Source organism: Flammeovirga sp. EKP202 (assembly GCF_014534745.1).
Classification (GTDB): Bacteria; Bacteroidota; Bacteroidia; order Cytophagales; family Flammeovirgaceae; genus Flammeovirga.
In genome coordinates this window covers 15,819-34,321 of the sequence record NZ_JACVVP010000024.1, presented here as the reverse complement: position 1 = coordinate 34,321, position 18,503 = coordinate 15,819, and the positions used below count along the sequence as shown (strand labels likewise).

The window sequence follows — 18,503 nt, the reverse complement described above, 5'->3', positions numbered from 1 at the left end:
GTACTAAGACAAAATTATATACCACTAATTCTATTTATTATTTTGAGCTTATATAGTACTTATGATTCAAAAAATGAGTATTGAAAATATAGTTTAGTTAACTATTCTGTAAAGGTGACTGTTGAAGAAGGAACCGTAGAATATATCTATGATGCGGCAGGAATTAAGTTGCGTAAAATTGCGACTATTGGAGATAAAACTAAAACAACAGACTATATAGGAGGTTTTGTCTATGAAGATTCCATTTTGCAATTTATGCATACAGCAGATGGTAGGGCATTAGCGGAAGGATCAGGGATTGTATCTCATAGTGAGGGGTTAGAGTTTGTGCATGAATACCATTATAAAGATCATTTGGGGAACTTAAGAGTAGCGGTTCGCCCGAATTCTGTTTATTTAGAAAACTTTGATGATAACACTTCCATTTTTGATAATGCAGATCAAAACCGTGTTGCTTTAAACAGTTATTCCCCTCAGCACTCTCAGCTTTTAACAGGTGAGGAAGGTAAATCCATAGGTGCATCAATCACTTTAGCAGTCAAAGAAGGGGAAACCTTTACCGCTTCTGTTTTGTCGAAGTACTACAGCAGTAGTAGTGACAATTCCCAAACGACCCAGACCTCTCAAGTAGGGACAACTACGGTGGGAACAGCTGGTGAAACTTCTGGACAAGCAGTGCAATCAACAGGAATGAGTATGCCTATTCTCACTGCCGGTTCTGATTCCCAAGGGGATGCTGAAGCCTATATAAAAGTAAGTTTTAAAGATAGTGAAGGGAATAATGTTGGTAACGATCAAATAAAATTTGTTTCTACTCCAATGCAATGGGAAGAACTAAAGCTAGAGGAGACTACTCCTGTCACAGCCACCCAAGTAGAAATAGGTATTTTTAATGATACAGAAGGCTATAATGTCTATTTTGATGATCTAAAGATCGAATTCAACGATTACATCGTCCAAGAAAACCACTACTATCCGTTTGGTATGAATATGGCGGGTATTGAGAAGGAAGGGACACCGGATCATAAATTTCAGTATAATGGAAAAGAGAAACAGGAGGAGATTGGTTTTATTGATTACGGTGCTAGACATTATGATGCAAGTTTGGGGAGATGGTTTGTGGTAGATCCGTTAGCGGAGAAAATGAGAAGGCATTCTGTTTATAATTATGCTTTTGATAACCCGATCCGATTTATTGATCCTGATGGACAAAGTCCTGATGATATAATCAATATAAAAAGAAATGGTAAAATAGAAATATCAGAAGAAAAAGGTGAAGATCAAATATATATCGATGGTGAATTTGTAGGTGAAGCTGATAATGGGTCTTGGAGTTCTTATACAGACGGGAAAAGTTTATTTGGAAATATAACACATGCTTCTGGATTTAAGAGTGCTTTTTACCTTGATCAAAATCCTATAATGCAAGTAGCAATTGATTATTTAGGAGACATGGATTATGATAGGATTCGTTCTTGGACAAAAGGGCCTTCTAGTGAACCTCTTGTTAAACATGAAAAAGCAAAACAGGGAGAAAAGGTCGTAGATATGTTTGATCCTAATGAGATTGCTCAAGGCAGTACAAATGGTTCTATCTTCAATGCTATTACTGCCGATGGATTATTTTCAGGTTCCGCTTATTTGTTAAATTTTGATGTAAAAGGTAACTCAGGTTTAACATCAGCCGATATGTTTATAAATACAACTGATTACATAATGAATGAAGGAGAAGGAGCTAACTTTATGTTAGGTGGGGATCCATCAGCAATTGTAGATACTGTTGAGTCAATGGATTGGATATCACCAACAAAAGGTCCATATAAAAAAACAATAGGTCGAAATCCACAAGGTGAAATGAGAACAAATATTGAATTTGAATATAAAAAATATAACAATGGGAATTAGAATTAGTTTACCTTTAATAATATCAACTTTCTTTATTTTTGGTTGTTCTAAATCCATAGAAGAATCTTATTGGGATGACCCGTGTCTTCATGGTGATATAAAAAGTATAAAAACAACCAAAAGATATAGGGATAAAAAAAGTAAAAATCCTTTTGTAGAAACTTTATATTATGATCGAAATCATAGAATAAGTTTGAGCAATTTTATGAATTTAGAAATTGTTAATTATGAATATAAAAATAATAGAATATCCAAATTAACATCTTCCTTGGGGGATGTCACAGTATGTACTGATCATATTGGTATATTTCCGAAGAAGATGGTATTAATTTCTAAAAAAAATGATCAACCTCTTACAAAAATTAAAATAGATTATAATAATGATCTTATACAGAAAATGATGTATTATAATCAATACGACTCTTTATTAAGTGAATCTCATTATAAATATTCAAATGGGACATTAGTAAGTATTGTAAGTAAGTTTACAAATCACAAGTTTTATAACTACAAATTTGATGAAAGAGGAAATTGGATATCACGATATACTGACTCAACTGATGGTAATCAAACAAATATGTATTTTGAAGAAAGATCCATTTCATATTATTGATTTTAAAATGCCTTCCCCCACACTGTTCCGAGGTACTGTCTTAAAAATCAAATGAATTCATATAATTTTTCCCCATTGTTCTAAGTGTTAAGCGCTAGCGTCACTTAGAACTTAGCTATTGAATAAGTTTTCAACTTATAACCTCAAACAAAAAGAAGAATAGTTGATAAGGCCAATTTTTGATACTCTTACATCAAAAATTGACCTTATATATCGTATATTTACGCCATAAACGAACAACAGTTATGTGCACTTCACGTTATATCAATCCCTTTACGGATTTCGGATTTAAGAAAATATTTGGAGAAGAAGCGAATAAAGATATTCTGATTGATTTCTTGAATTCAGTATTACCTGCCGAAGATCAGATCTATGATTTGACGTATAAATCGACGGAACATTTACCCAAAAATGACACCGACCGTAAAGCCATTTATGATTTATATTGTGAAAACGAAAAAGGCGAAAAATTTATCGTGGAGTTGCAACGTGCAGAACAGACTCATTTTAAAGACCGCACCATTTATTACTCAAGTTTCCCTATTCAGGAACAAGATTGTGAAGTAGAGGATAATATTTTGAGCAATGATTATCAGATGACGAAGATCGCTTTTTATGATGGTCATTGGTACTAAGTACTAAGACAAAATTATATACCACTAATTCATATTATTTTTTCCGATTACTGCCTTTCAAAAACTTTAAATAGAACCACTATTTATACGTTTTTGAGCGTTGTACTCTCAAAAAATAACTAAGAATTAATTATCATTTATTTTTGGCTTAGTACCTACAATAAAATATTCACTTTATGAGTGAAAGGAATATAATTCTTCCTTACACAATTCAATAATCCTTAATTCGCTTCAAATAATTTCCTCATTCTTCACCTCATTCCTATCCAAACCATTAACTTTGCCAAAATTTCAAAATTTAAAATGACAGCAGAATTTACTCCTGAGCAAGTGAAACTTCAGAAACGCTTGCATAGAAATGTTTGGAAAGCTATTGATGATTATAAATTAATAGAAGATGGTGATAAGGTGATGGTTTGCTTATCGGGTGGAAAAGATAGTTATACGATGTTGGATATCCTGATGCATATTCAGAGTACAAAGAAGTATGACTTCGAGATTATCGCCGTAAATTTGGATCAAAAACAGCCTGGTTTTCCAGAACATATTTTACCGGAATACTTAGAGCAAGTAGGAGTGAATTATAAGATTTTGAATAAGGATACCTATTCAATTGTTACGGAAAAGCTAGGAGAAGGGAAGACAATGTGTAGTTTATGTTCTCGATTAAGAAGAGGTACATTGTATACTGCGGCAGAGGAACTAGGAGTAACAAAGATTGCATTAGGGCATCACCGTGATGATATCGTTGAAACATTTTTACTCAATATGTTTTTTAGCGGGAAGCTAGAAGCAATGCCTCCAATCTATAAAACAGATGACCAAAAGCATGTAGTGATTCGACCTTTAGCCTATTGTAAGGAATCGGATATTGAAGTGTTTTCTGAATTAAGAGCCTACCCGATAATCCCTTGTAATTTGTGTGGGTCACAACCAAAACTTCAGCGAAAGATGGTGAAAAGTATGTTGAGAGAATGGGAAGAAAATTACCCGGATAGAACGGAGATTATTTTCAACTCCATAAAAAATGTTTCCCCATCCCATTTGATGGATAAAGAATTATACGATTATGAGCTCTTTAAAATGATTGAGCCACCAATCAAATCTTAGATAAGAAAAGGTAGTCTGTTAAATTTGAAACGACTACCTTTTTTTGTACTTTATTGTAAAAGTAGGTAATTGTGAATTCTTAGTGTAGTTTCAAATTTTGTAAGGTTTAATCAGTAATTACGACTAAATATTCACGATTAAGTACTAAGCCAAAAATAAATCATAGTTCATTCTAATTTATTTTTTGTAAGTACCACGCTAAAAAACATATAAATAGTGGTTCTATTGAAAGTTTTTTGAAGGAAGTAATCACAAAAAAATAGAATTAGTATTAAACAATTTTGTTTTGGTACTTACTTATCTCAATTCATTCAATTAACGATATGCAGGAATTTTGGGAAATGCATAATTTTGATCTCTATTCAATATTATGCCCAACGAAAATTAATAACTATTTTAAAAAAAACGGATTGCTCTTTAAGAAAGGCGATATTATATATTTTCCAGAAGATGAAGAACAGAAGCTATTTTTAGTAAGTAGGGGAAAGGTGAAGCTTTGTAAATACAATGCGGATGGAGAAGAAATGGTGAAAATGATTTTATCTAAAGGGGAGATTTTTGGGGAGAAGGTACTGTTAGGGCAAGATAAGAGAGAAGAATATGCTATTGCAGAAGGGAATGATACCGCCTTGTGTCTTTTATCTATCGACAAAATGCAACAATTGATGAGGAAAAACGAAAGGTTTGGCCTTTATATCTATAAACTCATTGGTTTGCGAGTAAAAAAGATTGAAAGACGTTTAGAGATCCTTGTTTGTAAAGATGCGGAGTTACGATTATTGGAATTTCTGAAGGATCTTTTCGAAGATAATTTCAAAGATGAACAAACTGTTAAGCATCATTATTCCCAAAGTGATATTGCCAAACTCATAGGCACTTCTAGAGAAACAGTTTCAAAATCGATGAGTAAGTATAAGAAAATGAATATTCTTGATTATACCCGCTCAACAATTACGCTTTTAGATAAAGGAAATTATGTTGCACTCCTCGAAGAAGAGGGGTGAATTTCTTAAAGAAAATTTAATAATATAGCGTAAAAAGTACAATTTTTTATTCGTATGAATTGGTGTTGTATTTATAACATCAATTCGTTTTTTTGTGAAAGATTAACCAATTAATGATAAATTTTCATAGAAAAGCCCCTTTTCTTGATGATTTAATAAAATATACTGTTATATTTGAAAGTGTTGTGAACGGAAAACTTTGATATTATTGTCGGAATTACTTGGATGTATCACTACTAATAGTCTTGATATATTGCAAATTTTATTCTACAGCTAACAAACCGACGATCAAAGACCAACAATTATCGAAAATCGGAAGACGCTTTATTATGGAACACAGATTAACCGCCTTTAAGGACAATTGTGGTTTTGGTATGCTTGCCAACTACAAAGGAAATCCTACGAGGCAAATGACTTTAGACGCTATTGAAGCTTTGTCACGTATGATTCACCGTGGTGCGATTGCAGCAGATGGTGTGAGTGGTGACGGTAGTGGATTCTTATTTTCAATGCCTGATCGCTTCATGCGTAAAGAAGCAGAATTAAATGGAATTGATCTACCGCAACGTTATGCAGTGGCAATGATGTTCCTAACGGAACCTGAAAAGCAAAAGGAGGTATTTGCAGAATACTGTGAGAGAAATGATTTAAAAGTACTATTCTTTAGAAAAGTACCTTTAAATACTGAGGTATTAGGAAAGCAAGCATTCGAACTATTGCCAGAGATTGTTCAAGCATTTGTAGTACCAAATGCATTGATGTCTACAAAAAGATTCTCAGCGCTTTTATATCTAACAAGAAAAGAAGTAGAACACGCTTTAAGAGATGATGAAGGATTTTATATCCCATCTTTCTCAGAAAAAGTGATTTCTTACAAAGGTTTGGTAATGCCGACGCATATTAAAGAATTATTTGTTGACTTAAGTCAAGATGAATTCGAAGTGTCGTTTGCGGTATTCCACCAACGTTTCTCTACAAACACATTACCTCAATGGAGATTAGCTCAACCATTTAGATGTCTTGCACATAATGGTGAGATCAACTCAATCCAAGCCAACCGCTTTAACTTCTCTATCAAAGAAGAAGTATTAAAGTCTGAGGTATTTACAGAAGAAGAATTAGACAGAATTTTCCCAATCTTAGTACCAGGTGGTTCAGATAGTGCATCATTAGATAACGCTTTTGAATTCCTTGTTACTTCAGGAATGGACTTTTTCCAAGCGGCTCGTTCATTAGTGCCTGCACCTTGGCAAAACGTTCCAAACTTAGATGCTAAATTAAGATCATTCTACGAGTATGCAGCAAGCAACTTCGAAGCTTGGGATGGTCCTGCGGCCTTGAACCTTTGTGATGGTCGTCACTTAGCATGTATTTTGGATAGAAATGGTCTTAGACCAGCAAAATATATTGTGACGAATGACGATAGAATTGTTATCAGTTCTGAGTATGGTGTAATCGATTTAGAGGAGCCTAACATTAAAGAACAAGGTAAACTTCAGTCAGGTCAAATGATTGGTATTGACTTACGTTATGGTACGATCTTAAAGCATGACGAAATCAATACTTACTTGAAAGAAGCTCGCCCTTGGGGTAAGTGGATTCACGAAAACAGTGCTTATCTAATGGAGCACGTTGACAAGAACTTCTTGTCAATGGAAGACTACAGATATGATGACATTGTAGACAAGCAAAGATACCACAACTACACGAATGAGGTATTAGAGCAAGTGATTCGTCCAATGATTGAAACTGGTAAGGAAGATACTGGTTCAATGGGTGATGATACGCCATTAGCTTGTTTCAGTAAAGTACAAAGAAACTTCACGGATTACTTCCGTCAAAAATTCGCCCAAGTAACGAACCCACCGATTGACCCACTTCGTGAGAAGATGGTAATGTCAACTTCAGTTACTTTTGGTAGAAATAATAACGTATTGATTGATGGACCGATGAACGCTCATCGTTTGAAGTCAATGTCTCCAATCTTAAGTTTCGAACACTTCGACGTATTAAGAAGATTCGGTACTGAAGGAGATTCATTGTATGATTATCAATACAACTCAAAATCATTCAGCACGGCATTCACTTCTGACTTAGAAGCTTCATTACACCGTTTAGGTGAAGAAATTGAAGTAGCGGTTAGAGACGAGGATGTTGCGAATGTAATGTTAGACGACCGTTCTTTATCTAAAGAACAATTCTTAATCCCTATGCCAATGGCAGTAGGTTATGTAAGTAATTACTTAGCGAAAAAAAGATTAAGATCTAAAGTGTCTATCATCGCAATTACAGGTGAAGCACATGATTCACACTCTTGTGCAGTATTACTTGCAATGGGTGCTACAGGTATTTATCCTTACTTATTATTTGGTACTGCTCTTCAGATTGCAGAAAACATTGGTGCTAACTCTTACATGTCACGTAAGAAAGCATTGATCAAGGTGCAAAAAGCCTTAAACGCAGGTCTATTGAAGATCATGTCTAAAATGGGTATTGCAACTATTGAGTCTTACCAAAACTCATCGTTATTCGATTCAATTGGTTTAAGTGATTCAATCGTTGAGCAATGTTTCGTTAGATCTGAAGCGTTGATCCCAGGTTTAGATTTCGCAGATATCGAAGAAAGAATCAAGTCTTACCATAAGGCAGCTTTCAAAACAAGATATATCAAGAAGATGTATCCTTTGGAAGTAGGTTCATTCTACAAGTATGCTGAAAACGGTGAATACCATGATTTCGCTCCAACTGTAGCAAAATCAATCCGTAAGTTTGCTGTAACAGGTAGAGAAGAGGATTACAACGATCTTAAGAATCAAATCAACAATAGAGGTTTACGTATGATTCGTGACTTCTTTGAATTCAAATCAGATCGTCAACCAATAGATATCTCTGAAGTAGAGCCTATCGAGGCAATTACAAAGAGATTTACTTCTGCTGCGATGTCATTAGGTTCTATTTCACCTGAGGCACACGAAGCATTAGCACAAGCAATGAACCAAATCGGTGGTCAATCTAACTCTGGTGAGGGTGGTGAAGATCCAGCTCGTTTTGGTACAATCAAAAACTCTAAGATCAAGCAAGTCGCTTCTGGTCGTTTTGGTGTAACTCCACACTACTTAAGAAATGCTGAAGAAATTCAGATTAAAGTAGCACAAGGAGCGAAGCCAGGTGAGGGTGGACAGTTGCCAGGTTCTAAAGTAACGCCTTTGATTGCATCATTAAGATGTACAATTCCAGGTGTAACATTGATCTCGCCTCCTCCACACCACGATATCTACTCAATTGAGGATCTAGCTCAGCTAATCTTCGACTTGAAGCAAGTGAACCCTAAAGCACGTATTTGTGTGAAATTGGTGTCTACTGCTGGTGTAGGTACGATTGCAGTAGGTGTTGCCAAAGCATATGCAGATAAGATCATTATCTCAGGTGCTGACGGTGGTACTGGTGCTGCTCAGTTAGGTTCAATCAAATTCGCAGGTAACCCTTGGGAGCTTGGTTTAGCTGAAGCACACAATGCATTGAAAGTAAACGGTCTTCGTGACTTTGTAGAAGTACAAACAGATGGTGGTTTGAAAACAGGTCTTGACCTTGTAAAAGGTGCAATGATCGGAGCAGAAAGCTTTGCATTTGGTACTTCATTATTGACAACTATCGGTTGTAAAATCTTAAGAGTATGTCACTTGAACAAATGTTCTGTGGGTATCGCCACTCAATCTGAGCAATTGAGAGCTTACTACATGGGTACAGTGAAAGGTGTGGTTTCATACCTACAAGCTATGGCTCAGGAAGTAAGGGAGATCTTAGCAGAATTAGGATATAAATCAATGGATGAAATCATCGGACAAACGCACTTATTAAAAGTGGTTGAAGATGAGTTCGCTCAGAAGTTCGACTTCAAAGATGTTCTTTACTATGCAGAAGGTAAAAACATCAGAGAAAAAGCTTCTAACGATCCATTTGATCCAAACGAATTCGAACAAGACATCTTAGAGGAATTAATGCCAGTCATTAAAGGACCTCATTATAGAACTGTCTTGAACAAGGAGATTGTAAACACTAACCGTAGTTTCGGTGCTAGAATTTCTGGTCAAATTGCGGAATTCCACGGTAAGAAAGGTTTACCAAAAGAATTGATTACAATCAACTTAAAAGGTACTGCAGGACAATCATTTGGTTGTTTATTAAGTCATGGTATGTTGCTTTCATTAAGAGGTACAGGTAATGACTATGTAGGTAAAGGTATGAGTGGAGGACAAATCATCATCACTCCAAGAGATGGTGAGTCTGAAGGTCGCTCATTAGCAGGTAACACTTGTTTATATGGTGCAACAGGTGGTAAATTGTTCGTAAGAGGTAAAGTAGGTGAAAGATTCGCCGTAAGAAACTCTGGAGCTCTTGCAGTTGTTGAAGGTACAGGTGATCACCCATGTGAATACATGACAGGTGGTACTGTAGTGATCCTTGGTGAAACAGGTAACAACTTCGGTGCAGGTATGACAGGTGGTGTTGCTTTTGTTTATGACAAGACGAACCGCTTTATCGACAAAATGAACCAAGAGTTGATCAAGGCTACTCGTATCGATACGGATGAGGGAGACGAAGGACGTTTCTACTTACAACGTATCTTACGTAGCTACTTGTTCCGTACAGGTTCTACGAAAGCAAAACATATCCTAGATCACTTCCGTGAAGAAGTACGTTACTTCTACATGGTGACTTCAAAAGATATGAAATCTCCATTAAACCCAATGGAGGGCAACTAAATGATTTGGTGGTCTGAAAAGGCCACCACATTCTGATACCTTTTAAAAGAAAACGATATGTACGAATTCACTAAAATAGAAAGAATTACACCTACACTTCGTCCTGCAGATGAAAGAGTAGGGAACTTTAATGAAATCAGTGAGGTGTACTCTACATCTGAAACTGCTTCACAAGCAAGTAGATGTGTGCAATGTGGTAACCCATATTGTTCATCAGTAGGTTGCCCTCTAAGTAACTATATTCCTCAATGGCTTCGTTTTATTGCTGAGAAAGACTTAGAACAAGCTTTCAAAATTTCAAACGAGAGTTCACCATTCCCAGAGATCTTAGGTCGTATCTGTCCTCAAGACCGTTTGTGTGAAGGTGCTTGTACTTTGAATGACGGTAACGAAGAAGAGACAATTGGAGCAATCACAATTGGTTCTATTGAGGTAGCAATCTCTGAGAAAGGATTCAAAAAAGGATTCAAGCCAGAGTTTGCTGAGAAAATGACAGGTAAGAAAGTAGCTATCGTAGGTTCAGGTCCTGCAGGTCTTTCTTGTGCAACATTCTTGTTAAGAGCAGGAGTGAAGCCAGTTGTTTTTGATAAAGCAGACAGAGCAGGTGGATTGCTTACATATGGTATCCCAGGTTTCAAACTAGAAAAAGCAGCAGTTGAACGTAGAGTTGAATTGTTACAAGAAGCTGGTATGGAATTGAAATTGGGTGTGGACATCGGAAATGATGTGACATTAGAGCAATTAAATAAAGACTATGATGCTGTATTCTTAGGAATCGGAGCAATGGCAGGTCGTCAATTAGACGATGAGGCTTATAACTCTGATAACATTTATATGGCAGTACCTTTCTTGACAAACATCCAAAAGAAAATCGATGAGCAACAATTCGATAAGAAATACGATGTAACTGGAAAGCGTGTAGTAGTAATCGGTGGTGGTGATACAGCAATGGACTGTGTACGTTCATCAATCCGTGAAAAAGCTGCAAAGGTAACATGTTTCTATCGTCGTGACGAAGAAAACATGCCAGGTAGCCGTAAAGAAGTTAGAGCCGCAAAAGACGAAGGTGTAGAATTCAATTTCTTAAAATCACCTAAGAATTTTGTAGCTGATGATAAAGGAAATGTTTACGGAGCGAAATTCGTAGACATGGAGCTTTCTGAGCCAGATGCATCGGGTCGTCAAGCTGTGACTGAAGTTGCAGGTTCAGAAGCAATTGTTGAAGCTGACGTGTTTATTTTAGCATTAGGTTTCAGCAATGAAAAACTAGGATGGATCACTGACGCAGGTGTGAAGACGAACCAATGGGGTGCGATCGAAACAGATGCGAAAGGCGAAACATCTGTGCCAGGTGTATTTGCAGGTGGAGACTCTGTTCGTGGTGCTGACCTTGTGGTTACTGCAGCATTGGACGGTAGAGAGGCTGCCATGTCAATCTTAGAATCGATTTTCGAGAAAGAGCCGGCTACAGTATAGTTCCTATACAAGTTGGTTCTATATACTCCCACTGAGAAAAGCGTCTCTCAGTGGGTTTTTTTATGCCTAAATAAAATTATAAATCATGGTATAAAAAAATAGGCTGCTTTCTATTGATAAAGATATTTGGTAATCAATTAAAAGTATTTAGAGTATATTTTAACCAATATCTTTATATAGAAAACAAACCTATTTCATATGACTTTCTATAATCGAATTAATTACATTTAAATAGATAATTTTGAAATGTGATTAAGGCAATGATTTTGTAGTTCTTTCATCGGCCTTGAAGGGAAAAGCGTTAAGAATTTCATACATTGAGCCGTTAAAAATGATTTTGCTGTTTGAGCAAAGCGAGTTTAAAATCATTTAGGCGAAAGGGATGAAATTTAGCTTTTGACTTCTAAGCCTAGCTTTTTTTGCTTCGTTTTTTCAGCAATGGAAAAAATGAAGAAGAAGGTAACTTGGAAGTAATGCCTTAAAAGTTTTCTGAAAAGTCACTTTATAGATGAATAGATTTTAAAACTACTGTTCCCTCCAACGATTCATATACAATCCACTTTTTGCAGTTTCTATTACATCGAAATAAATGTTCTTATATTTCTTTCCGACTTTCTGTTTCGATGGAAGTTGATCAATTACTTTAGAATAGATGCCATTATAATTTTCTTGATTTGGGAGATAATCAAAAATATTTCGGAGTGCATGCCATTGATCAAAATAATCACTTCCTAAAGCGTATTTTTCTAAAGTTGAAAAAGCATGGTGTTTCGGAGTATTAATACATAAAATGGTCGCTAATTCAATTTGTACATAGCTTTCAGTCTCATTTTTTAATAGTTCATGAATTAATTCATAATGATCCGATTGAAGTGAGGTTTGACTCTTTAGGCCATAAGCTGCCCAATATCTCACTAACCCATGTTCAGATTTCAAGCCTTTTAATTGTTTCTCTATGAACTTTTCTCCTTCACCGGCAATATTGATTTGAGACATCATTTCCTTTAATGGATAAATGGACTCATCCGTTTTGAATTCATAGGGAGTCATATTATGTTTTTTAGACATTGCCATCATTTCTCCATAAGGGATAAACTGAAGATCTCTAGTCTTTAAAATTTCATTTTGACAAAGTTTTCTAAACTTCTTCAATTGTTTAGTATAAGCAGGGTCATTGGCTAGGTTTCGAAGTTCCCATGGATCATTTTGAAGATCAAAAAGCATTTCTTTGTCTCTCTTCTGAATGAATATATTTTTTTGGTCCTCATTAAGAAGATCATTTCTCAAATCCTCACGCATAGTCTCATAGATTTTCGCCACACCCGTATAATGTTTGAATTGTAATTCAGGCAATGCAGTGTTATATACTCTTGAGTACATAAATCGGCCATCAGAGATTTCTCTAGTGATGTCTCTTGCGTCATCAGCACCGTCTTTATGACCATAGAAATAAGTTTTATCATATTCTTCAGCAAGTAGGTTAGTGCCTTCTAAATAAGCAGGTTGAGGTAAATCCACTAAAGATAAGATGGTGGTGGCGAGGTCTTCAAAGCTACCAACTCTTTCAGTAGTTTCCCCCATTGTTAAGCCGCTGAGGTGTTTGTATTTTTCAGGAACATATACATACATCGGGACACGGTGGCCAAGGTTGATGCCATTACCTTTGCCTCTTGGCATTGCCTCGCCATGATCAGCGAAAATAAAGATGATCGTTTCGTCCTCTAGTTGATCTTCCTTCAGTTGCTCCAATATTTTTCCAATACGATAATCAGTGTAGTTGATGCAGTTATAAATACGAGCCATGTGATGTCTCATATCAGGACTATCTCTGTAGAAAGGAGGGAGGATTAGAGTTTCTTCATCAGTTCTCAACGTTTTTGGAAGTTTGTTGTAAATCTCCTCTTTGTATTTTTCTTCTTTCCAAACAAAAGTTCTAGAAGCATGTGATTCATTTAAGTTGAAGACTGAAAAGAAAGGTTGGTTGTCTTTTCTATTTCTCCAATGTGCGTTCTTGCTTGATTCAGTCCAGCATTCCTCAATAAATGCTTTTTGATTTCTAACATTGTAATCTGTTTTTACATTGTTAGAAGTATGGTAGCCTTTTTCTTTTAAGTAATAAGGAAAGCCTTTGATTGAGGAAGGTACAGGAATATTGCTTCGATGATTTCCAGTACCAATCGATGAAGCATGTAAACCTGTTATGATGGCTGACCTTGAAGGAGAGCAAATAGTAGCCGTAGAAAACATGGCATTGAAGCGTACGCCTTCTTTCTCTAACCGATCCATGTTAGGAGTAATTGAAGAAGGATTGTCGTAGATTAAATGCGGAGAAGTATCTTCAAAAGTAATCCACAAAATATTAGGTTGCTCTTTGGTTTGGGCTATTGTTTCCCAAGTGACCATCAATACAAGTAATGATATAAAAAGTTTCATTTCAATATGATTTGATTTAAGCACAATTTGTCTTTTTTGTTGTAAAACAGTATCATATTAACTCATTTGATTCTGTTAAGTATTAATATTTCACCCATTGAAAATGAATAATTACCCCTTCCTACGTGCTCGAAAAAGGTAAATTTGTTGTGAAGAAAGAGGTTTAGTTGTACTTTTACTAAACCTATACAGCCCTTATGACTTCCAGATCAATGAATTTAAATATTCCAGCTAGGAAGGACTTTTTAAATAAGAGAATGGTTCTAACTGAAATGAAATGAATAAAATATTACTTGCACTACTAGTTTTTTTTATCACTTTTAACTCCTTTGCATCTACATCTTTTGACCTTAATAAGATCACTGTTGAAAATGGATTATCACATTCAGATGTAAGAGCCATCTGCCAGGATGACTATGGGTATATTTGGATTGCCACTCTGAAAGGACTCAACTTCTTTGATGGAAGAGAAATCAAAGTGTTTGATAAGTCAACAGGTTTTAAATCTAACCGACTTATAGAAATGAAAAAAGGGCATACAGGACGTTTATGGATATTGACAGAAAATTCTGGTATTAGTTCTTTTGACCCTTTAACACATCACATTGACCATTATCAATTATTAGAAGATTCAAAAAGTAAGAAGCTTTACGACATTCAAAATCTTTCCATTAAGTTTATGACCATCTCTCATAAAAAGGATTGTTTGTATCTTCTTTCATCAAATAGTAAGATTTATAAAATTCCTTTAACAGAGGAAGGTAATGCAAAACATATTGAGGAAATCCCTTTTAATTTACAAGTAAAACCGGACAATTTTGTTCGATCAATCTACTGCGACGATCAAGAGAATCTATGGGTTGGAAAAAGAAATGGTTTATACTTTAAGAAAAATGGAAAAGTAAATTTCAAGAAAATAAAAAACTCAGAGAAGCTTTTAAAAGGTGTTCGATCAATTATCAAACTAAAAGACGATAAGTACATCATTGGTGCTTACAATGGTATATTTAAAGTTTCTTTGTACAATAACTCTATTACTAGATTACAGAGAGGGAAAGGAATTTACAAAGTAAATGTATTATTGAAAACAGCTCATAATGGAATTTTGGCAGGTAATAATCAAGGATTATGGCTGCTGAAACATAACCTCAAACCTCAATTTATTGAGATGGATGAGAGTAAAAAAAGAGTGAGTGTTTTTGCTTTATTGGAAGATCAATTTAAGTCGATCTGGATTGGATGTAATTCCGTAGGTATTCGTTATACGGATTTGAAAGAAGCTAATTTCCAGCATGTTGATTTTGAGAAGAATGATACTTTCCAATTCAATTATTCAAGGTGCATGAATGAGGTGGATAATTACTACATCCACGGAACACAAAACGGTATTCACTTTGTTTCAAAAGATTTCAAACGAGAGCATTATTTTGATGCTTTAAATAAGAACGATATCTGCCCTGTTTCCGCAATTGCAGTTTCAAATTCCAATTACATCATTGCAGGTTCGTCAGGTTATGGGCTTTATATTTCACAAAAACCTTTTTGTGGTTTCAAAGATTTGACTTTCGAACAACTGAAAATGCCAAAAGAGTTAGAACTCCCCAAAAGATACCATATTAAAACAGTAACCACTGATAAATATGAAAATGTTTGGATAGCGACCAATGATGGAGGACTTTACCGATATAATTTGTTGACGAAAAAGGTGAAGTATATACAACAGGCAAAGAACATCTCCTTAGCAATGATTAATTCGATGTTGTATGAAGAAAATAAAGATTTACTTTGGTTAGGGACAAGAAACAAGGGGTTACTTCGCTTGACTTTAGAGGGAGATAGCATTGTTGATGCAAGACAATATATGCATTCAGTGGGGAATGAGCAGACCATCAGTGCTAATTTTGTGTATTCAATAGTAAGGGATAAGGAAGGACACATTTGGGCAGGAACAATTGGAGGAGCACTTAATTATCTTGTCAATGAAGAGGAAGGCATTTTTAAGCGTTATAATCATTCAAATGGATTCTATGAAGACGATGTTGAGGGACTTTTGGTAGATAATCAAAATGGAGATATTTGGATTGCAGGGACTTCGATCACGCGTTTTGATAGTAAAACAAAGACATTTACACGATATAGTAAATCAGATGGTATACATGCTGAAAATGGTTTTAAAGTGAAAACAGATTTTAAGGATGTCAATGGCCGTTTGTTCTTTGGAGGGGTTGATGGGTTGACTTATATCGACATTGGAAGTTGGAGAAAAGAAAAGCAGAAGATCAATATTAATATCAAGGAAATACAGATCAATCATCAAGAATTACTGTATCAAGAGGAGCTTAATGGAAGAGTAGTACTAGATAGTCAGGTAAGAGAAAAGAAATTTTATCAACTTCAACCGAATGAAAAAGACATTTCAATTGAGTTTATTGGGGTTAGTCCAAGTGAAGTTCCAAAAATGGAATATTCTTATAAGATGGAAGGGTATGACAATCAATGGATAAAAGTATCTGAAGGAAATAGTTTTGCCTACTATTCTAACCTTTCGAGTGGGAAATATACTTTTAAAGTAAAAGGAAGATTACATAACGGCCCTTGGTCTGAAGTACAGTCAACTTATTTTGAAATTGAAAAACCTTGGTGGCAAAGATGGTATTCTATTGGTTTATTTGTGTGTATATTCATATTGGTTATTATTTTAATAAATATATCATACATTCATCAACATAAATTAAAAACGCAATTAATTTTAGCACAAAGTCAGAGAGAAAAAGATGAAGAGTTGATTGAACAAAAGCTTGAATTTTTCACCAATGTAGGGCATGATTTAAGAACACCACTCACGTTGATGCAGGGCCCTTTGGATGAGGTGGTTCAGAATAAATCAATTTCTCCTGAAATCAGAGAAAAAATCTCTTTGAGTTATAATCAAACGAACAAACTCTTACGCTTAGTCAATGAGTTGATGGACTTTAGGAAGTTTGATAAAACATTGGAATTAAAATGTGTGAAGTTTGAACTAACGTCTTTCATTGAGAATATTTATAATTCTTTCCGATTAAAGGCAATGGACAAGAAAATCACATTCCAATTGGATCAACCCAAGGAAGAGCTCAATGTGTATTTTGATGCGGAGAAAATTGAATCCGTTATTTATAACTTACTTTCTAATGCCTTTAAATTCACGGAAGAAAATGGAAATATTACGATCAAAGTAGATGTTGATTCATCTGATAAAATGATCAAATTAAAAGTAATTGATGATGGCCTTGGTATCGATGAAAATGCGCTAGATAAAATCTTTGACCGATTCTATCAAACCAAAAATGCGAACTCCATTAATATAAAAGGAACAGGTTTAGGTTTGTCAATTGCCAAGAGTGTTATTGAGGCACATGAAGGTAAAATTGAAGTGGAAAGTAGAAAAGGGCAAGGTACAACTTTCATCATCGAACTACCTTTAAAAGAAACACCAAATGAAGAGGTAATCCCTCAAAATTTCTTTGTTCAACAGGAAACGAATATTGAAATTAAAGGGTCCACTTTTGAAAAACAAACCGTGTTGTTAGTAGAAGATAATGAAGATATATTGCTTTATTTATCCAATCTATTGAAAGATACTTGTACTATAAAAGGAGCCTCAAATGGTATTGAAGCACTAGAAATCTTAAAAGAAGATAGAAATATCTCTCTTGTAGTCAGTGATGTAATGATGCCAGAGATGAACGGTACAGAGCTTTGTCATGAAATCAAAACCAATGAACATTTATGGCATATACCTGTTTTCTTATTGACGGCGAAAACATCTTTAGTACATCAATTAGAAGGGTTGGAAACTGGGGCTGATGATTATATTACCAAACCGTTCAAACCGAGTATCTTGAAGCAGAAAGTCATCAACGTATTGAAGAATAAAGAGCATGTAATGGTGATGTACCAAGGAGTAATGCAATTGCAGAAACCATTGAGTAAATATTCTAAAGAAATGGACGATAGTTTCTTGGAAGAGACCATTTCAATTGTAGAAAAACACCTTCCTGATGCCAATTTAAATGTACAGTTATTGGTAGATGAAATGGGGATGTCTCAGTCTGCACTCTACAAGAAAATGAAAGATGTGACAGGAAAATCACTAGTTGAATTTATCAAAGATGTTCGTATGCGAAAAGCGGGAGAGTTACTCTTATCCTCGAACTTAAAAATCTTTGAAATCGCTTATGAAATTGGTTTCAATGATGTAAAATATTTCAGAAAATGTTTTAAAGAGCATTATGGAATGTCTGCTTCAGAGTATATCAAAAAGATGTCTGAAATTTCGGAGAAACAGGATATGGCGAGTTAAGTTATTGGGGTGTAATTCATTCAAATACTTTTCAACTAAAATGTAGGCCTATTTGTACGAATAAGAACCCTAGCTAAACCTACTTTTTAACCTACTTTTGATTGAGGTATAAACGAAAAAGAAATGGGAGTAAATAACGTGCACCATGACTGAAGTTTTAAGTAGGTGATACAGACTTCACCAATACTAAAGTGTTGTCTACGTTTTCAACTTTCAAGACTT

At 35.1% G+C, this 18,503-nt stretch carries 9 protein-coding genes; 8 read left to right on the top strand and 1 reads right to left on the bottom strand.

From position 1 onward, the window contains the following. Positions 1 to 114 precede the first annotated feature (114 nt). The 7 genes from IC221_RS29925 to IC221_RS15620 all read left to right on the top strand — a co-directional run bounded on the left by IC221_RS29925 (position 115) and on the right by IC221_RS15620 (position 11,506). Complete coding sequence (locus IC221_RS29925) at positions 115 to 1,905, top strand: RHS repeat domain-containing protein (protein ID WP_367397775.1); 1,791 nt, start codon at positions 115 to 117, stop codon at positions 1,903 to 1,905. Further along, on the top strand, positions 1,895 to 2,518 hold the full coding sequence (locus tag IC221_RS15645) for a hypothetical protein (protein WP_188169870.1): 624 nt from the start codon (positions 1,895 to 1,897) through the stop codon (positions 2,516 to 2,518). The genes IC221_RS29925 and IC221_RS15645 overlap by 11 nt, the downstream gene beginning before the upstream one ends. Before the next feature lie 245 nt (positions 2,519 to 2,763). Continuing rightward, positions 2,764 to 3,153 carry an Rpn family recombination-promoting nuclease/putative transposase gene (locus tag IC221_RS15640; RefSeq protein WP_188169869.1) on the top strand — a complete coding sequence of 130 codons (390 nt, stop codon included), beginning with the start codon at positions 2,764 to 2,766 and terminating at the stop codon, positions 3,151 to 3,153. A 303-nt stretch (positions 3,154 to 3,456) separates the two neighbouring features. After that, positions 3,457 to 4,263, top strand: coding sequence for a tRNA 2-thiocytidine(32) synthetase TtcA (ttcA, locus tag IC221_RS15635; RefSeq protein ID WP_188169868.1), 807 nt, complete (start codon positions 3,457 to 3,459; stop codon positions 4,261 to 4,263). 323 nt (positions 4,264 to 4,586) lie between these two features. Beyond that, complete coding sequence (locus IC221_RS15630) at positions 4,587 to 5,267, top strand: Crp/Fnr family transcriptional regulator (protein ID WP_188169867.1); 681 nt, start codon at positions 4,587 to 4,589, stop codon at positions 5,265 to 5,267. Positions 5,268 to 5,596: 329 nt separating this feature from the next. After that, positions 5,597 to 10,030 carry a glutamate synthase large subunit gene (gene gltB / locus IC221_RS15625; protein WP_188169866.1) on the top strand — a complete coding sequence of 1,478 codons (4,434 nt, stop codon included), beginning with the start codon at positions 5,597 to 5,599 and terminating at the stop codon, positions 10,028 to 10,030. Positions 10,031 to 10,087: 57 nt separating this feature from the next. Continuing rightward, on the top strand, positions 10,088 to 11,506 hold the full coding sequence (locus IC221_RS15620) for a glutamate synthase subunit beta (RefSeq protein WP_188169865.1): 1,419 nt from the start codon (positions 10,088 to 10,090) through the stop codon (positions 11,504 to 11,506). A 525-nt stretch (positions 11,507 to 12,031) separates the two neighbouring features. Here the strand turns inward: IC221_RS15620 and IC221_RS15615 are convergent. Continuing rightward, positions 12,032 to 13,939 (bottom strand): sulfatase, encoded by a 1,908-nt coding sequence (locus IC221_RS15615; protein ID WP_188169864.1) that lies wholly within the window; start codon positions 13,937 to 13,939, stop codon positions 12,032 to 12,034. Between the two features lie 277 nt (positions 13,940 to 14,216). Here IC221_RS15615 and IC221_RS15610 point away from each other — a divergent pair, with 277 nt between their 5' ends. Beyond that, positions 14,217 to 18,281 carry an ATP-binding protein gene (locus tag IC221_RS15610; RefSeq protein ID WP_188169863.1) on the top strand — a complete coding sequence of 1,355 codons (4,065 nt, stop codon included), beginning with the start codon at positions 14,217 to 14,219 and terminating at the stop codon, positions 18,279 to 18,281. The last annotated feature ends 222 nt before the right edge of the window (positions 18,282 to 18,503 follow it).